Below are 18,682 nucleotides of genomic sequence, written 5' to 3'. Positions count from 1 at the left end.
ATCTAAATTATTTTTACTTTAAAAATTAATTCTTAAAATATTGTTCATTTCTTTAAAAATTTTGGATAATTACAGTTATTTTACATTGTATTGTTTAGTATCATTAGTATTTAGTAAATTTACAATTGTTTAATTTTATTTTAATACAATAGAAAATAGGTAATGAATAGGATATTATATAAAGATTTTGAAAATAAGGTAATAACAGCAAGTGAGGCAGCTTTATTGATTGAAAATAATGCAGTAGTTGGCGCAAGTGGTTTTACAAAAGCGGGCGATAGCAAATCAGTTTTACCCGCTTTTGCTAAAAGAGCTGCTACAGAAGATGTTGCTATTACGCTAATAACAGGTGCTTCTTTAGGATATACTACCGATGCCGACTTAGCCGAAAACAATGCCTTATTGCGTAGAATGCCTTTTATGGCCGATCCTGCTTTACGAAAATCAATCAATGATTATCAATTAAAATATATTGATCAGCATTTAAGCGAAACCGTAGAACAACTTATCTGTGGGCACATTGCACCTGTTGATATTGCTATTATTGAAGCATCTTTAATTGATGAAAACGGAAACATTGTACCGACAACTTCAATAGGAAATTCAGCTTTTTTTGCAGCTCAAGCAAAGAAAATTATTATTGAAATTAACACCAAAATTCCTTTAAGTTTTCAAGGTATTCATGATTGTTCTGTTCCTAAAACATATCCAGACCGCGATGTAATTGAAGTTCATAATGTAACAGATCGTATTGGAGAACCTTTTATTAAAATCGATCCAAAAAAAGTAATTGCTATTGTTTATACAGATATTACAGATCAGCCTGCTATAGTTGCAGAACCTGATGTTAAAACAACAGCAATTTCATCACATTTATTGAAATTTTTTGAAAGCGAAGTTGAAAAAGGTAAATTAACACATAGCCTATTGCCTTTGCAAGCGGGTATTGGTAAAGTTGCCAATGCGGTTTTAATGGGTTTTAAAGATTCTAAATTCAAAAATCTAACTATGTATTCTGAGGTTTTGCAAGATTCTACTTTTGAGTTGATAAAATCAGGAAATTTAGATTTTGCTTCGGGTTCATCAATAACAGTTTCTGAAGGATGCTATGAAAATTTAATTGCAAATTTTGATGAATACAAGGATAAATTAATTTTAAGACCTCAAAATATTTCAAATGCACCTGAAGTGGTTCGCAGATTAGGAGTTATTGGAATTAATACAGCAATTGAGTTTGATATTTACGGAAATGTGAATTCTACACATATTTCGGGTAGTAAAATGATGAATGGTATTGGTGGTTCTGGTGATTTTGCTCGTAATGCGTACTTAAGTATTTTTGTATGTCAATCGGCATCTAAAGAAAACAAAATTTCTCATGTGGTACCTATGGTAACGCATCACGATCATACTGAGCATGATGTGGATATTTTAGTAACCGATCAAGGTTTGGCTGATTTAAGAGGTTTGGCACCAAGAGAACGTGCCGAAGTTATTATTGAAAACTGTGTACACCCAGATTATAAAGCTGAAATTAGAGATTATTTTGAAAGAGCTTGTAAAACCGTTGGTGGACAAACACCTCATATTTTAGAAGAAGCTTTCATGTTTCACAAACGTTTAAAAGAAACTGGTAGTATGATATAACCAAAAAGCAACTCAATTGAGTTGCTTTTTTATTGTCCTAATTTAGTCATTCGTGAAATTCTTTTCTCAATCATCTTTTTTAAATTACGCGGACCTAAAACTTCAATGTTTTCCCCAAAACCTAATATTTCACGTTCTAATTCAAAATTAGGAATTACATCAATACGAATAATTAATCCTGATTCATCATGTTGAATAACTTCTTGTGTGTGATGTAAAGGTTTGGTTAATACATACGGCGCGTTTCTAATATTAAACTTAAGAATAATCTTATGTGGTCGGTCTTTTTCAGTTCTCGTTACTCCAATACATTCGTTATAATAGGTGTCAAAATCAATGCCTTCATAGGGTTTGTATAATTTTGAGTCTAATTCATAAAAAGCTTCTATACGGTCTAAAGCCAACGTAAGTAATAGTTTTCCTTTATTGCTTCTACAAATTAAAAACCACCGATTTCGGTATTCTTTTAGTAAATAGGGATGATAAATATCTTTTTTAGCTTCTTCTGCTCTAAAAGATTTGTATTCTATCAATAAAGGCTTTTGCTGTAAAATAGCTTGATACAACGCGTTTAAATGTTCAATTCCTTTTAGCTGTTTATTATCTTCAAATTGAATGTAATTAGGTGATTTTTTTGCAGATTTGTAAATGTTGTTCTCCAATTTTGCAATTAATTCTGTCATTTCATCAAAATAATGAAAACCATTAAATTGCTTTAATAACGAAACTACTTCTTTCATTTTATCAACATCTTCCTCTTTTAAAGGTGATTGTGTAATAGAATAATTGGCGTCTTCGTACGTGTAATATTTTCTGTCAACCACTACAATAGGGGCGTTATATCCTAATTTATCACTTCGCATAAATTGAATATCAGCTTGTATGGTGCGTTTGCTAACACCTGTTGTAATGCCTTCGTATTCATACAATGCATCCGAAACTTTTTCAATTAAATCTTCTAACGACCATTTTCTGTAGTTGTTTTTTAAACATTGATCAATGGTTTTGTAACGAATTAATGCCGATTTATTGGTTGCCATCTTTTTTTAGATATTAAAATCCATCAAATATACTATTTATTACGCAATATAGTTGCGTACTTTTGTTTTTGTAATTCCTTCTTCAAATTATTTTTAAAATTAATTAATTGATATTTAGATGATTAAATTTTTATATAAAAATATTTTTTTACTACGTATTTATACTGCGCACATTGGCTTGCATCTTTGTAATGTTCAAAACAACAAAACATTCTATTCAAATGTTTCAAAAGGCATTGTAGTGCAGGTTGCTGTATACTGAATGTTTTGAAATGATGAACGGTTCCTCGGTCGTGGGTTCGAATCCCACTTTTCAGAAATGAAAATAGTTCAGTTGGTTAGAACAAGGATTCTGGTGGGTTCGATTCCCACACTTGATTTAGGCTCAAGTTCTGGTTTGACGAAGCAAAAGCTTCACCGTAAAGTTGATCACTTGTAAAACAGATCCCAATTAAAAAGTTCTTTTCAATTATTCGGTTTCATTCTTTTGAGAATAAAAAACACTTTAATCAAAGCCAGAAGCTTTATCGCTTTGTTTTTGAACAAATGCTGTAGCATAAAATGTAAATAGTAGATTTTATCAAACATCATTTCAGTAGTAGAACAAAAACATTTAGGTTCCGCATTTGAAAAAGGAAGAACTGAAAAGAACTTATCATTTAGTTAATCATATAAAAAAATATAAAATGAAAAAGATTACAATTAAAAACAACGAAAAAGGATTGGTATTCAAAAACAATGTATTAATAAAAGTTATTGAACAAGGTGTTCATTGGTTTTTTCGTGGCGAACGTATAGATATTTGCAATGTTTACAATCAGTTTACCGAAGTTGAACAAGGTATTTTTGAGAATGAAATAATAAAAAATCAATTAGAAATTATTGAAGTTGCTGACGATGAATTGGCTTTGGTTTTTGAAAAATCAAACTTTAAACAAGTTTTTGTTCCGGGTGTTTACGCTTTTTGGAAAAACCAACATGCGTTTACCTTTCAAAAGGTTTCATTAGCATCTTATGAAATTGAAAATGTTTCAAAAGCTATTTTAGAAAAATCGCAAATGAATTTGTATGTGAGAAATTACAGAATTGAATCGTTTGAAAAAGGATTGTTGTTTGTTGATGGTGCATTTGTAAAAATGTTAGAGCCTGGGAATTATTTTTGGTGGAAAAACGCGCAAATTGTTACAGTTGCTAAAGGCGATACGCGTGTACAAACTTTAGAGATTTTAGGACAAGAAATATTAACAAAAGACAAAGTACAGTTGCGTATAAATTTTGCAGTTCAATACCAATTAACCGATTTTATTAAAGCATTTGTTGATACAAAAGATTACGAAAAACAGTTGTATGTTTTGGTGCAAATGGCGTTGCGTACTTTGGTTGGCGGTTTGTCTTTTGATGAATTAATGGATCAAAAAAATCAAATTGCCGAAATGGTTTTTAATGAAATTTCAGAAAAAACAATTCGTTTAGGAGCAACAATTATTGAAACAGGTTTAAAAGATGTGATTTTACCAGGTGAAATTCGCGAGATTATGAATCAGGTTTTAATTGCCGAGAAAAAAGCGCAAGCCAACAGCATTATGCGTAGAGAAGAAACAGCTTCTACACGTTCGTTGTTAAATACCGCCAAATTAATGGAAGAAAATCAGATGTTGTATAAATTAAAAGAAATGGAATACATTGAAAAAATCGCTGATAAAATTAATACCATTTCGGTTTCAGGTAGCAACAATATCGTTTCAGAGTTGAAACAAATTTTTACAAAATAAATACGATCACAGGTTCAACTTTAAGAATATTTTAATGATGAATCTGTGATTAAAAAAACAAATAAAATGAAAAAAATAACAGGAAAAGACTTATTGCGTATAGGTTTTGAAGAAAATATAATTTTAGGAAAAGTATTACAATTCTGTGAAAACTACCAAGGTGTTTTAAACAAAGGTGAAGTTTTAATACAATTAAAAAGAATGGTTGAAACACCCGAGTTAACTCCAGATAATTCTGAATTTTATGAATTATCTCAAACAATAATTGAGCTTCAAAAAAGTTTAGAAACAGACATTATTCCTCTAAATGAGAATGCATTAGCTTTTGAAGTATTTGGAGCAGAAAATATCGAAGAAGGTGCCAAAAAGCAAATGCAAGTTGCTATGAAATTGCCAATTACTGTTGCTGGTGCGTTAATGCCTGATGCGCATCAAGGTTATGGTTTGCCTATTGGTGGTGTGTTAGCTACTAAAAATGCTATTATTCCGTATGGTGTTGGTGTAGATATTGGTTGTAGAATGGCGCTTTCTATTTACGATATGAATGAGGATTTCTTTTATGAAAATCAATCAAAATTTAAGCGTGAACTTATTGCGCAATCTAATTTTGGTGCAGGTAATGGATTTCGAGGTCAATACAAAGCCGATCATCAGGTATTAGAAAATAAATTGTTTCACGAAAACGAGTTGTTACGAAGCTTAAAAGACAAAGCTTGGACGCAATTGGGAAGCTCAGGTGGAGGAAATCATTTTGTTGAATTTGGAATCATTGAATTTTCTCAACGCGATGAAGTTTTAAACATTGATAAAGGTACATATGTTGCTTTATTAACACATTCTGGTTCGCGTGGTTTTGGGGCAACTATTGCGGGACATTATACGCAATTAGCTAAAAAAATGTGCAAATTACCACAAGAAGCGAAAAACTTGGCTTATTTTGACTTAAATACAACCGAAGGACAAGAGTATTGGTTGGCAATGAATTTAGCTGGAGATTACGCATCAGCTTGTCACGAAATCATTCATAAAAAAATAGCAAAAGCCTTAGGAGCTCAAGTATTGGCAACAGTAGAAAATCACCATAATTTTGCTTGGAAAGAACAATGGAATGGAGAGGAAGTGATTGTTCACCGAAAAGGAGCTACGCCAGCTAGTAAAGGCGTTATGGGAATTATCCCAGGATCTATGACGGCACCAGGTTTTTTGGTTCGTGGTAAAGGTGAACCTTCTGCAATTCAATCGGCTTCACACGGAGCTGGTCGACAAATGAGTAGAACGCAAGCTAAGAAAGAAATTCCAAAATCTGATTTTAAAGCTATTTTAAAAGATCATAATGTTACATTGATTGGGGCAGGGTTAGACGAAGCACCTATGGCTTATAAAAATATTGAAGACGTTATGGCTGCGCAACAAAATTTAGTTGATGTAATTGCCAAGTTTACACCTAAAATGGTTCGTATGGCTGATGATGGAAGTAGAGAAGATTAAAAAAGCCCTTACCTAAAATGTAAGGGCTTTGTTAATTAGTTACTCCTGAAAATAACTAAAATTATGATTGTTTTTAATTTTTAATAAGGTCGAGTAAATCAATTTAATTACATGTTCAACATCGTCTTTATGAACCATTTCAACAGTTGTGTGCATATAACGCAAAGGCAATGAAATTAAAGCAGATGTAACACCACCATTACTATAAGCAAAGGCATCGGTATCTGTTCCTGTAACACGTGAAGAAGCTAAACGCTGAAAAGGAATTTTGTTTTGTTCAGCTGTTTCAATAATTAAATCGCGTAGGTTATTTTGTACCGCGGGGGCATAAGTTATTACAGGTCCTAAACCTATTTTATTATCACCTTCTACCTTTTTATCAATCATAGGCGTACTGCTATCATGACAAACATCGGTAACAATGGCAACATTTGGTTTTATGGTTTGCGTAATCATTTCGGCACCTCTCAATCCAACTTCTTCTTGAACTGAATTCACAATGTACAAACCAAAAGGTAATTTCTTTTTGTTTTCTTTTAATAAACGGGCAACTTCTGCAATCATAAAACCACCCATTCTATTATCTAAAGCTCTACAAACAAATTTGTTGTTGTTTAAAATTTCAAAAGTGTCAGGGTAGGTAACAACACATCCTACATGAATACCTAAAGCTTCTACTTCGGCTTTTGAATCACAACCACAATCAATAAAAATATTTTCAATTTTTGGAGTTGGTTCTTCTTTTCCAGCACGTAAACGCGTGTGAATAGCTGGCCATCCAAAAACACCTTTAACAATACCTTTTTTTGTGTGAATATTCACTCGTTTAGAAGGTGCAATCATTTGATCACTTCCTCCATTACGAATCACGTAAATCAATCCATCCTCAGAAATGTAATTAACATACCAAGAAATTTCGTCAGCATGCCCTTCAATCACAACTTTAAACGCTGCATCTGGGTTAATAACACCAACACAAGTACCATAAGTATCGGTAAAAATGGTATCTACGTACGGTTTTAAATAATTCATCCATAATTGTTGACCTTGGCTTTCAAAACCAGTTGGCGATGCGTTATTTAAATAGTTCTCTAAAAATGATAAAGACTTGGTATTTAGTATGGTTTTTGTACTCATGATTTTATTAAAATTTTAAACAAAATTACTGATTATTTTATTTTATATTTGATTATAATTTCACAATGAAAATGAAAAAAATATTTGGGCTTATCATTCTTTTATTTTCGATAACAAGCAATGCGCAAGTTTACGATTGGGAAAAGTATGCAGATTCACTTCGTACTAACGTTTTGGATGACGGAGATATTGAAAAAGAATTTATGTTACCCGAAATGCACATTAATTTTTCTAAGGAAGATATTGAGCGAATGAAAATTCAAAGTATTCTTAGAAGACGTATTTTAAGAGTGTATCCATATGCTTTAATGACAAGTGATAATTTAACCATATTAAACGAAAATATGGCTAAAATGGAAACGAATTCTGAAAAAAGAAAATATTTAAAGAAAACAGAAAAATATTTAAAAGAACAATTTGAAGATCGTTTGAAAAAACTATCTCGAAAAGATGGTCAAATTCTAGTTAAATTGATTAATCGCCAAACAAACAAAACTACTTTTGCTTTGGTAAAAGATATCAAAAGTGGTTGGAGTGCCTTTTGGAGTCAGCAAACTGCTAAATTGTTTGATATCAATTTAAAAACGGTTTATGCACCAAATGATGTTTTGGAAGATTTTTACATTGAAATTCTTTTAAAAGAGCTAGGTGATGAGGGTAAGATTGATTATCGTGAAGCAGCTCGCAATTTAAATATGCCTCAGGTAAAAGCCAATTGGAAAAAGAAATTAGGTGAAAGTGGGTACTATCCCGTAACAGAATAACCAACTTTTTTTGGTATATTTGCCTTAACAAAATAGTTATGGAACAATTCATTGTATCTGCTCGTAAATACCGTCCGCAAGTTTTTCAAGATGTTGTTGGGCAACAAAATATTACCAATACTTTAATAAATGCTATTGAAAACAATCACTTAGCGCAGGCTTTGTTGTTTACAGGTCCGCGTGGTGTTGGTAAAACTACTTGTGCTCGTATTTTAGCTCGAAAAATAAACCAAGAAGGTTACGATGATCCTAATGAAGATTTCGCGTTTAATGTTTTTGAATTAGATGCAGCATCCAATAACTCTGTTGACGATATTCGAAACTTGATAGATCAAGTACGCATACCGCCTCAAACAGGAAAATATAAAGTTTATATTATTGATGAGGTGCATATGTTATCTCAGGCAGCTTTTAATGCTTTTCTTAAAACCTTAGAAGAACCGCCTAAACATTCTATTTTTATTCTGGCTACAACAGAAAAACATAAAATTATTCCTACTATTCTTTCTCGTTGCCAAATATTTGATTTTAAAAGAATTACGGTAAACGATGCAAAGGATCACTTAAAGTTAGTTGCACAAAGTCAAAACATTACTTTTGAGGAAGATGCTTTGCAAATTATTGCTCAAAAAGCTGATGGTGCTATGCGTGATGCTTTGTCTATTTTTGATAGAGTAGTTTCTTATTGTGGTACTAATTTAACAAGACAAGCAGTAGCTGAAAATTTAAATGTATTAGATTTTGATTATTATTTGCAAGTAACCGATAGTATTATTGCCAACAATATTCCAAGTTTATTACTTTCTTATAATGATATTTTAGCCAAAGGTTTTGATGGTCAGCATTTTGTTATGGGGCTTGGAACACATTTTAGAAACTTATTGGTTTGTAAAAATCCAGAAACATTACAACTTTTGGATGTAAGCGATGAAAACAAAAATTTGTTTTACACTCAAGCACAAAAACTAGATAACATTATTTTAGTTGAAGCCATAAATATTGCTAATAATTGCGATTTAAAATATAAAACCTCTCAAAATCAGCGTTTGTTGGTAGAGTTATGTTTAATGCAGTTAGCAACGTTAACTCATCCTGAAAAAAAAAATTCAATTCTAAATTAATTCCCGCACATTTCTTTACAAAAACCGAAAGTAAGAAAGTATCAGAAATTGTTGTTACAGAAGCAACTGAAGTAAAAGGAACAACGCAAGCTCAAACTCAAGAAACCGATAAGAACGAACTAGCTATTCAAAACATAGTGGTTTCTAAAAGCTCTAATGAGCATATGGTTTCGGCACTTTCATTAAAAAGTATTAAGAAGAAACGTGAATTAGAATCGTCTATCAACCACACGCAAATCAATCCTGAGGATTTACCAAAAGATGATTTTACCTTTGAACAACTGAAACATTTTTGGGATTATTGCGCAGATGAGTTTTACAAAACAGGTAGAATGTTAATGGCATCTACCATGAATATGGCGCAATTAACCTTAAAGGATAATGTATTGCAAATTGAATTTCCAAATACAGGCAGTAAGATTAGTTTTGAAGAAAATTTATACGATTTAGTTTCTTTTATACACAGAAAATTAAACAATTACCACCTTAAATTTGATGTAAAGGTTAATGAGCAAGCTACCTTTAAAAAAGTATATACGCTAGAAGATAAATTAAATTATTTAAAAGAAATTAACCCTGTTTTAGATGATTTAATTAAAACATTTGATTTAGATATTAAACCATAAAAAAATGAAGATTACTCTTCATTTTTTTTCTGATCAATTTCTAGTTTTAATAGAATTTTAGCAACATCATTTTCTGCAAATGATAAATTTCCTGCAACAAAAACACCTTTATCACCAGAAATTTTATTTAAAATACCGTAAACGGTAGCTTCATCATCTGGATTGCTCATCCCTTCATATCGGTAAATTTCAACAATTTCAAATTCGGCAGCTCTTTTTAAAATTTGCGCTTCTTCTACATTGTAATCAATGGTAAAACCTTTTTGCCCTAGTTCTTCTAAAGCTTTTAATACTGTAGCATAATGATACATTTGTTTCATTTTTATTTACAATTTACAAAATATTTTTTAAAAGATAACAAAAAAGCAGGTAATCGATTTTAATGTTTGTATTTTTGCGTAAATTTTCTTGCAACATGATATCAATTGGCACATTCAATACTTTAAAAATTGCACGTAGAACCAACGTTGGTTTGTTTTTAACAGATGGCAATGAAGACATTCTTTTACCCAAAAAATACATTCCTGATGCGTTTGATTTAGGTGAAGATATTGATGTTTTTGTTTATTTAGATCATGAAGAACGTTTAGTTGCAACTACTTTAGAACCTTATATTTTTTTAAATGAATTTGCTTTGTTAAAGGTAAATTATATTAATGATTTTGGTGCATTTATGGATTGGGGCTTAGAAAAAGATTTGTTTGTTCCTTTTCGTGAGCAAGCGCGCCCAATGAAAGAAGGTAACTATTATATGGTGTACATGTTTTTAGATGTTAAAACCAATCGTTTAGTAGGAAGTTCTAAATTAAATCAGTTTTTAAGTAACGATGAAATTTCTGTAAAAGTAGGAGAAGAGGTAGATTTAATTGTTTCTCATATTACAGAAGCTGGTATTAATGTTATCATTAATGAAAAGCACAAAGGTTTAATGTACCAAAACGAAGTTTTTGAAGATTTTAGAACAGGAGATCGTATAATTGGATACATTAAAAACATTCGTCCTGATGGAAAAATTGATGTTTCTAGACAAAAATTGGGCTTTGAAAAAGTGAACGATCATGTCACTAAAATTTTGGACGAATTGCAATATAACAATGGTTTTTTAGGTTTGCATGATAAAAGCCATCCAGATGAAATTAAAAGTGTTTTAGAAATGAGCAAAAAAACATTTAAACAAACCATTGGTGTGTTGTATAAAGAAAATAAAATTTTGATTAAAGAAGATGGAATTTATTTGATATAATGTTAAAGTTTTATTAAAACAATTTATTTTTCTGTATATTTAGAGGGCAACAAATCTAAATTACAGAGTTATGAAGAAAATATTACTATTTTGTTTATGTTCCACTGCTTTTTTAGCATGTAATAAAAAAGCCGATTGTGGTGATTTAACGGGAACATATACCACATTTGTAGAAGCTCGTAAAGATATTACAAAAGCAAATTATCCTGTAAAGCATATTCAATCAACTCCAGAAAGTTCTTGGATTAAAAGAATTGAATATTATAGTTGTGATGGTGCACAAGGATATTTAATTATTTACACAACACGCGCCGAAGAATACATTCACGCCCATGTACCTATTGAAGTTTGGAAAGAATTTTCAACCTCAAAATCAAAAGGATCTTATTACAATACCAATATAGTAAATAGGTATGTTTTTGAAATTAAACCTTAAGTTTAAAAATGGTATATAAGTTGTATATATTAAGGTGTAAAAACAGGTAAATATGATGCTAATATTTTATTTATGCTTTACATTTACGCCTTAATATTTTGTAATGAAAAAGTACCTATATATTGTTTTAAGCTTATTGGCTTTTAATACTTGGCAAGCAAATGCACAAATTGAAGATACCGATATGGATGAATTGGTTATCGATAAGTTGTCTCGTGCCAATATTATTGAAATTATAAAAAAGGTGCGTAACCAAATGTATAATAATTACGCATCTAACAACTACCAATATTTTGTATCGCATCAAGCTACTATTAATGATACTGCTCAATTATTAAAAACTGATGTGTTGTACAATGTATCTATCAATTTAAAGAACAAGAAAATTAATAAAAGCGTTGTTAAAGATCCTATGAATAAAATTTCTATGGACACGCTTTTCTTTAATCGCTATTCAGGGAATGATTCTCCTATGTATTGGTTAACCGAAATTGTGATTAGAAAATACGTAAATGTGCCCGAATTAGATTTCTTTAATAATTTTAAAGATTACATGTTTACACGTAAAAAGGCAAAAAACGGTCAGTACGTAATAGAATTTTATTCGGATGATTTTTATGAAGGTTATTTTCAGTACGACCAAAATTTCAATTTAAAGAAAATGGAATTTGAGCTTTTAAAACCGTATCCAATTGATCATAGTCAATCAAAAAATGGAAAGTTTATGTTTGAAAAAAGTTGGTTGTATAAAAAAGAAAAGGTTGCTATTACGTTTGTAACCAATGCTGAAGGTAAAAATGTGGTGGATGAGTTAAAAGCATATGAAGAAATTGATGATTACAATTTTACACGATTTAACTCTGTAGGCGAAGTAATGATAAAAGATACCGATCTTGATTTTAAATCAAACTTAGTTTTTAAAAGAAAATAAAAAAAAGCTATTTCTAATTAGAAATAGCTTTTTTGTTTGTTATCTTAATTCAGCACCAACTTCGGTTTGTAATTGCTTTTGAATTTTAGACATTATTTTGTCAATTTGTACATCAGTTAATGTTTTTTCCTTGTCTTGTAACTTAATACTTATTGCGTAAGATTTTGTCCCTTCTGGTAGTTTATCTCCTTCGTAAACATCAAAAAGCGAAACATCAGAAATTAAATTTTTATCAACCAATTTCACCGTTTTATAAACTTCGGCAAAAGTTATATCGTTCTTTAACAATAAAGCTAAATCGCGTTTTACAATTGGATATTTAGAAATCTCGGCAAACTTAATTTTACTTGAAACAACAGATAAAATAGCATTCCAGTTAAAATCGGCAAAAAACATTTCTTGTTTGATATCAAAATGTTTTAAAATAGATTTTTTCAAACTACCAAAACTCACTATTTTTCGATCTCCTAAAAAGTAAACCAATCCTTCAGAAAATTGATCACTTTCATTAGGCATGCTTACTAATTTATTTATTCCCAAACGTTGTAATAAAGCATCAATATATCCTTTGAAAAGGAAAAAATCAACAGCAGCAGCTTTATTATTCCAATTGATTTGAGATGCGTTTCCTGTTGCAAATAACGCTAAATGCTTGTATTCTTCATATCCAGAAAGTGTTTTAGCATACGTTTTTCCAAATTCAAAATACTTTAAATCGGTATTTTTACGGTTAATATTATATGCCATTGACTCTAATCCACCAAAAAGAAGCGTTTGACGCATTGCTGCTAAATCACTACTTAAAGGATTTAAAATTTGCACTTGCTGCGCTTTGTTTAAATCACTTATTAAATCAGAATACGCAGGAGATGTTAAAGAATTAGCCATAATTTCATAAAAACCTTGACTAACTAATTGATTAGCAGTAATGTTTTGAACCTTATGATCGTCTGTTTTAGAACCGTTAGCAATGGTAGCATTAATTTTAGATCCGGTTTTAATATTGTTAAAACCATAAACACGTAAAATTTCTTCAATAACATCAATTTCACGCTGAACATCTACTCTATATGCAGGAACAGCCATTCCTAAACCTTTATCGGTAATATTGTTAATTTTAATATCTAAAGATGCCAATATTTTTTTGATGGTTTCTTGAGGAATTACTTCGCCTAATATTTTATTAACTTGACTGTAGTTTAAGAATACTGAGAAATCTTCTATTTTTTTAGGATATAAATCGGTTACATCAGATGTAATTTCACCACCCGAAATTTCAGTTATTAAAATGGCAGCATGTTTTAAAGCATAATCGGTAATGTTTGGATCAATTCCACGTTCAAAACGGAAAGAAGCATCTGTAGAAATTCCATGACGTTTTGCCGTTTTACGAATGCTAACTGAATTAAAATAAGCACTTTCTAAAAATATTGCAGTTGTGTTTTCTGAAACTCCAGATTGTTGTCCGCCTAAAACACCAGCTAAACATAATGGCTGATTTTCATCGCAAATTACAATATCTTCTTCATGTAACGTACGCTCAACACCGTCTAAAGTAATGAACTTAGAACCTGCAACAGCATTTTTTACAATGATTTTATTGCCTTTAATACGTGATGCATCAAAAGCATGTAAAGGCTGCCCTAATTCATGTAAAACATAATTGGTAGCATCTACAATATTATTTTTTGGAGTAATACCAATTGCCTTTAAAGCATTTTGCAACCAAGCTGGCGATGGTTTTACGGTTATACCAGAAATAGTTACACCACAATATCTAGGTGCTAATTTGGTATCTTCAACTTGTATATCGTATTTTAAGGTACGTTTTTCAACTTTAAATTTACTAACACTTGGCGTTATAAGCTCTGAATATGATTGTGTTGGTTTTTGCTGAATTAAACCTGCTCTTAAATCGCGGGCAACACCCCAATGGCTCATTGCATCAGCACGGTTAGGAGTTAAACCAATTTCAAGAACAGCATCTGTATAAATATCAAAAACCTCAGAAGCCTTGGTACCTGGTTCTAAATCATTATCTAAAACTAAAATTCCGTCATGACTTTCACCTAAACCTAATTCGTCTTCGGCACAAATCATTCCATGACTTTCTTCGCCACGAATTTTACCTTTTTTAATTACAAATTCGTTGCCTTCTTTATCATATAAAACAGTACCAATAGTTGCAACAGGTACTTTTTGACCAGCTGCTACATTAGGTGCGCCACAAACAATTTGTACAGGTGGTTCACCATTGCCTAAATCTACCCTGGTTACGCTTAATTTATCGGCATTAGGATGTTGCTCACAAGAAATTACATGACCAACTACTACACCTTTTAATCCACCTTTTAAACTTTCAAAAGCTTCAATTCCTTCTACTTCTAAACCTAAATCGGTTAAAATTTCGGCTGTTTCTTCAGGAGTGGTGTCTAACTTAATAAACTGTTTTAACCAGTTATATGAAATTTGCATGATTTGAATTTTAAAGCACAAATATACGCATTGACGTACGTTTGATGAAATTATTTAATGATTTATAATAAAAATTTTGACCTTATTTCAGCAGATGGTATTTCACATTGCTCTTTTTTGCCAAACCATTTGTATCTGTTTTTGGCAAAGTATCTATAAGCTGCATTTCTTAATGCTTTAGGAAAAAGAGAGCCTATTTGTAACAAAGGGTAAAAACCTTTTAATTGTTTAGCAATGTTTATAGCAGCATCACTTTCAATGTAATAAGCAATGTTTGGTTGATATAAAATAATAGAATCTATGTTTGGTTTTACACCAATATACTTTACAATTTGTTGCCCAATTTCTGATTGTAAGGAAGCAAATACGAAAAGATTATGAACATCGGCTTTAATGATTTTTTGTACTGTTTGATCACAAAAATGACACACACCATCAAATAAAATGATTTGTTTGTTTTTGGGAAGTTGGTCAAGTATTTTATTCATTTTTAATGTAAATTACGATTTACTTAAGTGTATCTTCTTCATCTAAAATTGGTAATTCTTCTAGTCTTATAGCATTTTGTTTATGTTGTTCAATATAGTTTAGAATATAATCAAAATTTTTAAGCTTTCCTTTTATTACTCCATTTATAGTGTAATGACCAAAATAATCTAAACAAATAATCATTGAGTTTATTTCAATCCTATATCTAACATCTATATAATTGGGTATATAACTTATATCCGTTTCATTAGAGTTAAGTTTGAGTTGTTCAATAAATTGTTTATCATTAATTTTGATATATGAAATAGCCGTTTTAAGATTATTTATAAATTCATCACAATTAACACTTTTAATGGTACTTACGTCTTCATAACAAAAATAAATCATTCCATAGACAGGAAGATTTTCTATCACTTTATTATTCTCATTTTTACAAGACAATAATAAAATTGTAAAAAAAACTAATAGTAACTTTTTAAGCATCTTAACTTACCTTTAAATGTTATTTCTTACGTTCTACCATTTCTAACTCTTCTAAAGAAACTTTTGAGGTAAAAAAACCATAATTAACAGTTGCTTTGTTTTTCTCAATTACATCAATAGTTCCCACAGCACGACCATCAATCATACGAACCCGATCGCCAACTTTTAACTCAAAATTAGTTTTGTTAGCTTGCTGTATTTGTTGCTCTTTTGTTTTTTTCTCTTTCTTTTCTTCTCTTATTTTTTCAATCTTTTGTTCAACTTCAACTTTTAGCTTAATATCCTCTTGTTCTTTAATTTTTTTCTCTTTAACAGTTATTTTTTTACGTTTAGAATTTTCTATTTCAACCGTTTTAAGTAATTCGCCAATTAAGAATTTTTTGTCTTTGTTGTTAAAGTATTTTTCAGATAAATCATCTAATCGTTGACCTAAATAAATCAAACGTTGGTTGGCATCATATAATTCTTGATAACGTTCTAATTTATCTTGAATTTTTGTGTTAATGGATGATAACTTAGTACTTTCTTCACGCGCTCTTTTTTCTTCTTCACGTAAATTTTCTGAAGTTTTTTCTAGTTTAGAGCGTTCTTTCTGAAGATTTGCAATGGTTTTGTCAAATCTTACTTTATCTGTTTCAACTTTCTTTTTAGCTCTGTTAATTAAACTGTACGGAATGCCATTTTTTTGTGCTACTTCAAAAGTAAACGAACTTCCTGCCTGACCCAAACTTAATTTATACATAGGCTCTAATGATTGCTCATCAAACATCATGTTGGCGTTGGTTGCATGTGGTAATTCGTTTGCAAGTATTTTTAAATTGGTATAATGTGTTGTAATGATACCAAAAGCTTCTCTATCGTAAAATTCTTCCAAAAAAACTTCGGCTAAAGCACCTCCTAATTCAGGATCAGATCCGGTACCAAACTCATCAATCAAAAACAATGTTTTAGCATTACACTTCTTTAAAAAGTAGTTCATGTTTTTTAATCGATAACTGTATGTACTTAGGTGATTTTCAATGGATTGATTGTCTCCAATATCCGTCAGAATTCTATCAAATAAAAAAGTTTCACTTCGTTCATGAACCGGAATCAGCATTCCACTTTGCAACATTAATTGTAACAAACCAATGGTTTTTAAGGTAATAGATTTACCACCAGCATTGGGGCCCGAAATAACAATAATACGCTCATTATTATTTAGTTCAATAGTTTGCGGATAGGTTGGTTTACCTTTTGCTTTATTGTTTAATAATAAAATAGGGTGAAAGGCTTCTCTAAAAAACAGACGCTTTTCTGTTGATATTTGAGGTAAAATTCCATTGATTTTTTCTGCATGCTTTGCTTTTGCTGCAACAATATCAATATGAGCAAGTAAATTTTGATAAACAATTAAATCTTCATGAAACGGACGTATTTCGTTTGTTAGTGCTTTTAAAATACGCATAATTTCCTCACGTTCTTCGTATTCTAAATTGTTTAATTCACGAGTAAATTTAAACGTACTTTCTGGTTCAATATAAACAATGCTTCCCGTTTTAGATTGACCTAAAACTGATCCTTTTACTTTTTTTCGATGCATGGCAATAACAGCCAAAACCCTACGATTTTCTATTATTGATTCTTTAATATCATCTAAATATCCCGAAGAATTGTATTGCTGTAGCGCAAAACCAAAACTTTGATTTATTTTGCCACGAACCATGTTAATGTTTTGTCTTATAGCCTTTAAATCAACAGAAGCTGTATCCTTAATTTCGCCATATTTGTCTAAAACTTGATCAATTTTCTGAAGAATTACTTTATTGGGTTCTGTAATTGTTGTTGCCTGATAAAGTGCTGCGTAATATTCTTGAAATTTCTTTAAAAATACAATTAACTCATTGGTTGTATTTACCAACGATGCAATTTTTTTAAAACCAGATGCTTCCAAGAAACTATCTTCAATACGCAACATTTTTAACTCATGTATTATAGGGTCAAAATAATGTGATGGTATTGCGTTTTGATTGCTAAAACTTGAAACATATTCTGATGTTTGTTGTAGCTCTGCAACTAAATGTTCTTTATCTTCAAACGGTTCAATAAGCAATGCATGTTCTTTACCAATTTCGGTAGTACATAAATCGCTAATTTGTTCTAATATCGTGCTGAATTCTAAATCTTGTAATGTTTTTTTAGCAATCGATTTCATCTATTTAATATCTATCAATCATCAAATTTACAAACAAAATATCATTTTACAGAATTAGTCCTACATTTGAGAAAAAATTATGACAATGAAGAGTTGGGAAGATTTTATTGAAGGCGAATCAAAAAAAGTATATTTTCAAACCTTAATGCAACAAGTAGATATTGATTATGAGAACAATACGGTTTATCCTCCAAAAGATTTAATTTTTAATGCTTTTAAGTTGTGCGCAATAAATAATGTTAAAGTTGTTATTTTAGGACAAGATCCGTACCACGGACCAGGACAAGCTAATGGTTTGAGTTTTTCTGTAAATGCAGGTGTTGATTTTCCGCCATCATTACGCAATATTTTTAAAGAATTAGTAAGTGATGTGCAATTTGAAGTGCCTCTTTTTGGTGATTTATCAGGATGGGCGCAACAAGGTGTTTTGCTTTTAAACGATGTTTTAACGGTACAGCAAGGAAAACCAGGTAGTCATCAAAAAATAGGATGGGAGCAGTTTACTGATGAAGTAATTTCTTTTTTATCTGAGCAAAAAAAAGGATTGGTTTTTATGCTTTGGGGTGCTCATGCTCAAAAAAAAGGTAAAAAAATTGATCGATCAAAACATTTGGTTTTAGAAAGCGGACATCCTTCTCCCATGAGTGCTAATCAAGGAAAGTGGTTTGGAAACAAACATTTTTCTCAGGCAAATGCATATTTAAAAAGTAAAAATAAAGACATTATTGTTTGGCAATTAAGTCATTAATTAAAAAAACAAAAGTTATTGTCTGAATCATTTTCGTTTTTTGAAAATTAAATTATCTTAGCAAGGAAGAAAATCAATAAAAAAAATT

The 18,682-nt window shown here is 30.7% G+C and carries 17 protein-coding genes; 10 read left to right on the top strand and 7 right to left on the bottom strand.

The window, feature by feature from the left end:
• The first annotated feature begins 162 nt into the window (after positions 1-162).
• A complete protein-coding gene (locus H1R17_RS13490; RefSeq protein ID WP_163430789.1) occupies positions 163-1,647 on the top strand; it encodes a succinate CoA transferase in 1,485 nt (494 codons plus the stop codon).
• Positions 1,648-1,676: 29 nt separating this feature from the next.
• Here the strand turns inward: H1R17_RS13490 and H1R17_RS13485 are convergent, their stop codons facing one another.
• On the bottom strand, positions 1,677-2,687 hold the full coding sequence (locus H1R17_RS13485) for a YafY family protein (RefSeq protein WP_163430790.1): 1,011 nt from the start codon (positions 2,685-2,687) through the stop codon (positions 1,677-1,679).
• Positions 2,688-3,373: 686 nt separating this feature from the next.
• On the opposite strand from H1R17_RS13485, the gene H1R17_RS13480 reads away from it, so the two are divergent.
• The gene (locus H1R17_RS13480; RefSeq protein ID WP_163430791.1) at positions 3,374-4,459 is read left to right on the top strand and encodes a slipin family protein; all 1,086 of its coding nucleotides are present in this window, start codon (positions 3,374-3,376) and stop codon (positions 4,457-4,459) included.
• Between the two features lie 66 nt (positions 4,460-4,525).
• Entirely contained in the window at positions 4,526-5,947 is a 1,422-nt protein-coding gene (locus H1R17_RS13475; protein WP_163430792.1) for an RtcB family protein, read from the top strand.
• Between the two features lie 39 nt (positions 5,948-5,986).
• Here H1R17_RS13475 and H1R17_RS13470 read toward each other — a convergent pair whose 3' ends face one another.
• Positions 5,987-7,084 carry a M42 family metallopeptidase gene (locus H1R17_RS13470; RefSeq protein WP_163430793.1) on the bottom strand — a complete coding sequence of 366 codons (1,098 nt, stop codon included), beginning with the start codon at positions 7,082-7,084 and terminating at the stop codon, positions 5,987-5,989.
• 71 nt (positions 7,085-7,155) lie between these two features.
• Between H1R17_RS13470 and H1R17_RS13465 the strand changes: the two genes are divergently transcribed.
• The 3 genes from H1R17_RS13465 to H1R17_RS13455 all read left to right on the top strand — a co-directional run bounded on the left by H1R17_RS13465 (position 7,156) and on the right by H1R17_RS13455 (position 9,595).
• Positions 7,156-7,848 (top strand): DUF4294 domain-containing protein, encoded by a 693-nt coding sequence (locus H1R17_RS13465; RefSeq protein ID WP_163430794.1) that lies wholly within the window; start codon positions 7,156-7,158, stop codon positions 7,846-7,848.
• Positions 7,849-7,886: 38 nt separating this feature from the next.
• Positions 7,887-8,969 (top strand): DNA polymerase III subunit gamma/tau, encoded by a 1,083-nt coding sequence (gene dnaX, locus H1R17_RS13460; protein ID WP_163430795.1) that lies wholly within the window; start codon positions 7,887-7,889, stop codon positions 8,967-8,969.
• Positions 8,970-9,106: 137 nt separating this feature from the next.
• Entirely contained in the window at positions 9,107-9,595 is a 489-nt protein-coding gene (locus tag H1R17_RS13455) for a hypothetical protein (RefSeq protein ID WP_163430796.1), read from the top strand.
• An 11-nt stretch (positions 9,596-9,606) separates the two neighbouring features.
• On the opposite strand, the gene H1R17_RS13450 is transcribed toward H1R17_RS13455, so the two are convergent.
• Positions 9,607-9,915, bottom strand: coding sequence for a hypothetical protein (locus H1R17_RS13450; RefSeq protein ID WP_163430797.1), 309 nt, complete (start codon positions 9,913-9,915; stop codon positions 9,607-9,609).
• A 95-nt stretch (positions 9,916-10,010) separates the two neighbouring features.
• Here H1R17_RS13450 and H1R17_RS13445 point away from each other — a divergent pair, with 95 nt between their 5' ends.
• The 3 genes from H1R17_RS13445 (at position 10,011) to H1R17_RS13435 (ending at position 12,205) form a co-directional block, all read left to right on the top strand.
• Positions 10,011-10,838, top strand: a complete 828-nt coding sequence (locus H1R17_RS13445; RefSeq protein ID WP_163430798.1) for a S1 RNA-binding domain-containing protein — start codon at positions 10,011-10,013, stop codon at positions 10,836-10,838.
• A gap of 70 nt (positions 10,839-10,908) precedes the next feature.
• Entirely contained in the window at positions 10,909-11,274 is a 366-nt protein-coding gene (locus H1R17_RS13440) for a KTSC domain-containing protein (protein WP_163430799.1), read from the top strand.
• Between the two features lie 103 nt (positions 11,275-11,377).
• Positions 11,378-12,205, top strand: a complete 828-nt coding sequence (locus H1R17_RS13435; protein ID WP_163430800.1) for a hypothetical protein — start codon at positions 11,378-11,380, stop codon at positions 12,203-12,205.
• 39 nt (positions 12,206-12,244) lie between these two features.
• Here H1R17_RS13435 and pheT read toward each other — a convergent pair whose 3' ends face one another.
• The 4 genes from pheT to H1R17_RS13415 all read right to left on the bottom strand — a co-directional run bounded on the left by pheT (position 12,245) and on the right by H1R17_RS13415 (position 17,846).
• A complete protein-coding gene (gene pheT, locus H1R17_RS13430) occupies positions 12,245-14,680 on the bottom strand; it encodes a phenylalanine--tRNA ligase subunit beta (RefSeq protein WP_163430801.1) in 2,436 nt (811 codons plus the stop codon).
• 62 nt (positions 14,681-14,742) lie between these two features.
• Positions 14,743-15,159, bottom strand: a complete 417-nt coding sequence (locus H1R17_RS13425) for a thiol-disulfide oxidoreductase DCC family protein (protein WP_163430957.1) — start codon at positions 15,157-15,159, stop codon at positions 14,743-14,745.
• Positions 15,160-15,187: 28 nt separating this feature from the next.
• A complete protein-coding gene (locus H1R17_RS13420; RefSeq protein ID WP_163430802.1) occupies positions 15,188-15,652 on the bottom strand; it encodes a hypothetical protein in 465 nt (154 codons plus the stop codon).
• A 19-nt stretch (positions 15,653-15,671) separates the two neighbouring features.
• On the bottom strand, positions 15,672-17,846 hold the full coding sequence (locus tag H1R17_RS13415; RefSeq protein ID WP_163430803.1) for a DNA mismatch repair protein MutS: 2,175 nt from the start codon (positions 17,844-17,846) through the stop codon (positions 15,672-15,674).
• A gap of 79 nt (positions 17,847-17,925) precedes the next feature.
• Between H1R17_RS13415 and ung the strand changes: the two genes are divergently transcribed.
• On the top strand, positions 17,926-18,594 hold the full coding sequence (gene ung / locus H1R17_RS13410; protein WP_163430804.1) for a uracil-DNA glycosylase: 669 nt from the start codon (positions 17,926-17,928) through the stop codon (positions 18,592-18,594).
• Positions 18,595-18,682 lie beyond the last annotated feature (88 nt).

It is taken from the genome of Flavobacterium sp. xlx-214 (assembly GCF_013874595.1).
Lineage (GTDB): Bacteria > Bacteroidota > Bacteroidia > Flavobacteriales > Flavobacteriaceae > Flavobacterium.
The sequence above is the reverse complement of the archived record's forward strand: the minus strand, read 5'-3'. Positions and strand labels throughout refer to the sequence as shown.

What these genes read in the sequence shown, in the direction of transcription:
- ung (WP_163430804.1), top strand. Translation starts at nt 17,926, where the DNA reads ATGACAATGAAGAGTTGGGAAGATTTTATTGAAGGCGAATCAAAAAAA.
- H1R17_RS13420 (WP_163430802.1), bottom strand. Translation starts at nt 15,652, where the DNA reads ATGCTTAAAAAGTTACTATTAGTTTTTTTTACAATTTTATTATTGTCT.
- H1R17_RS13475 (WP_163430792.1), top strand. Translation starts at nt 4,526, where the DNA reads ATGAAAAAAATAACAGGAAAAGACTTATTGCGTATAGGTTTTGAAGAA.
- H1R17_RS13465 (WP_163430794.1), top strand. Translation starts at nt 7,156, where the DNA reads ATGAAAAAAATATTTGGGCTTATCATTCTTTTATTTTCGATAACAAGC.
- H1R17_RS13490 (WP_163430789.1), top strand. Translation starts at nt 163, where the DNA reads ATGAATAGGATATTATATAAAGATTTTGAAAATAAGGTAATAACAGCA.
- H1R17_RS13435 (WP_163430800.1), top strand. Translation starts at nt 11,378, where the DNA reads ATGAAAAAGTACCTATATATTGTTTTAAGCTTATTGGCTTTTAATACT.
- dnaX (WP_163430795.1), top strand. Translation starts at nt 7,887, where the DNA reads ATGGAACAATTCATTGTATCTGCTCGTAAATACCGTCCGCAAGTTTTT.
- H1R17_RS13445 (WP_163430798.1), top strand. Translation starts at nt 10,011, where the DNA reads ATGATATCAATTGGCACATTCAATACTTTAAAAATTGCACGTAGAACC.
- H1R17_RS13470 (WP_163430793.1), bottom strand. Translation starts at nt 7,084, where the DNA reads ATGAGTACAAAAACCATACTAAATACCAAGTCTTTATCATTTTTAGAG.
- pheT (WP_163430801.1), bottom strand. Translation starts at nt 14,680, where the DNA reads ATGCAAATTTCATATAACTGGTTAAAACAGTTTATTAAGTTAGACACC.
- H1R17_RS13485 (WP_163430790.1), bottom strand. Translation starts at nt 2,687, where the DNA reads ATGGCAACCAATAAATCGGCATTAATTCGTTACAAAACCATTGATCAA.
- H1R17_RS13480 (WP_163430791.1), top strand. Translation starts at nt 3,374, where the DNA reads ATGAAAAAGATTACAATTAAAAACAACGAAAAAGGATTGGTATTCAAA.
- H1R17_RS13415 (WP_163430803.1), bottom strand. Translation starts at nt 17,846, where the DNA reads ATGAAATCGATTGCTAAAAAAACATTACAAGATTTAGAATTCAGCACG.
- H1R17_RS13440 (WP_163430799.1), top strand. Translation starts at nt 10,909, where the DNA reads ATGAAGAAAATATTACTATTTTGTTTATGTTCCACTGCTTTTTTAGCA.
- H1R17_RS13450 (WP_163430797.1), bottom strand. Translation starts at nt 9,915, where the DNA reads ATGAAACAAATGTATCATTATGCTACAGTATTAAAAGCTTTAGAAGAA.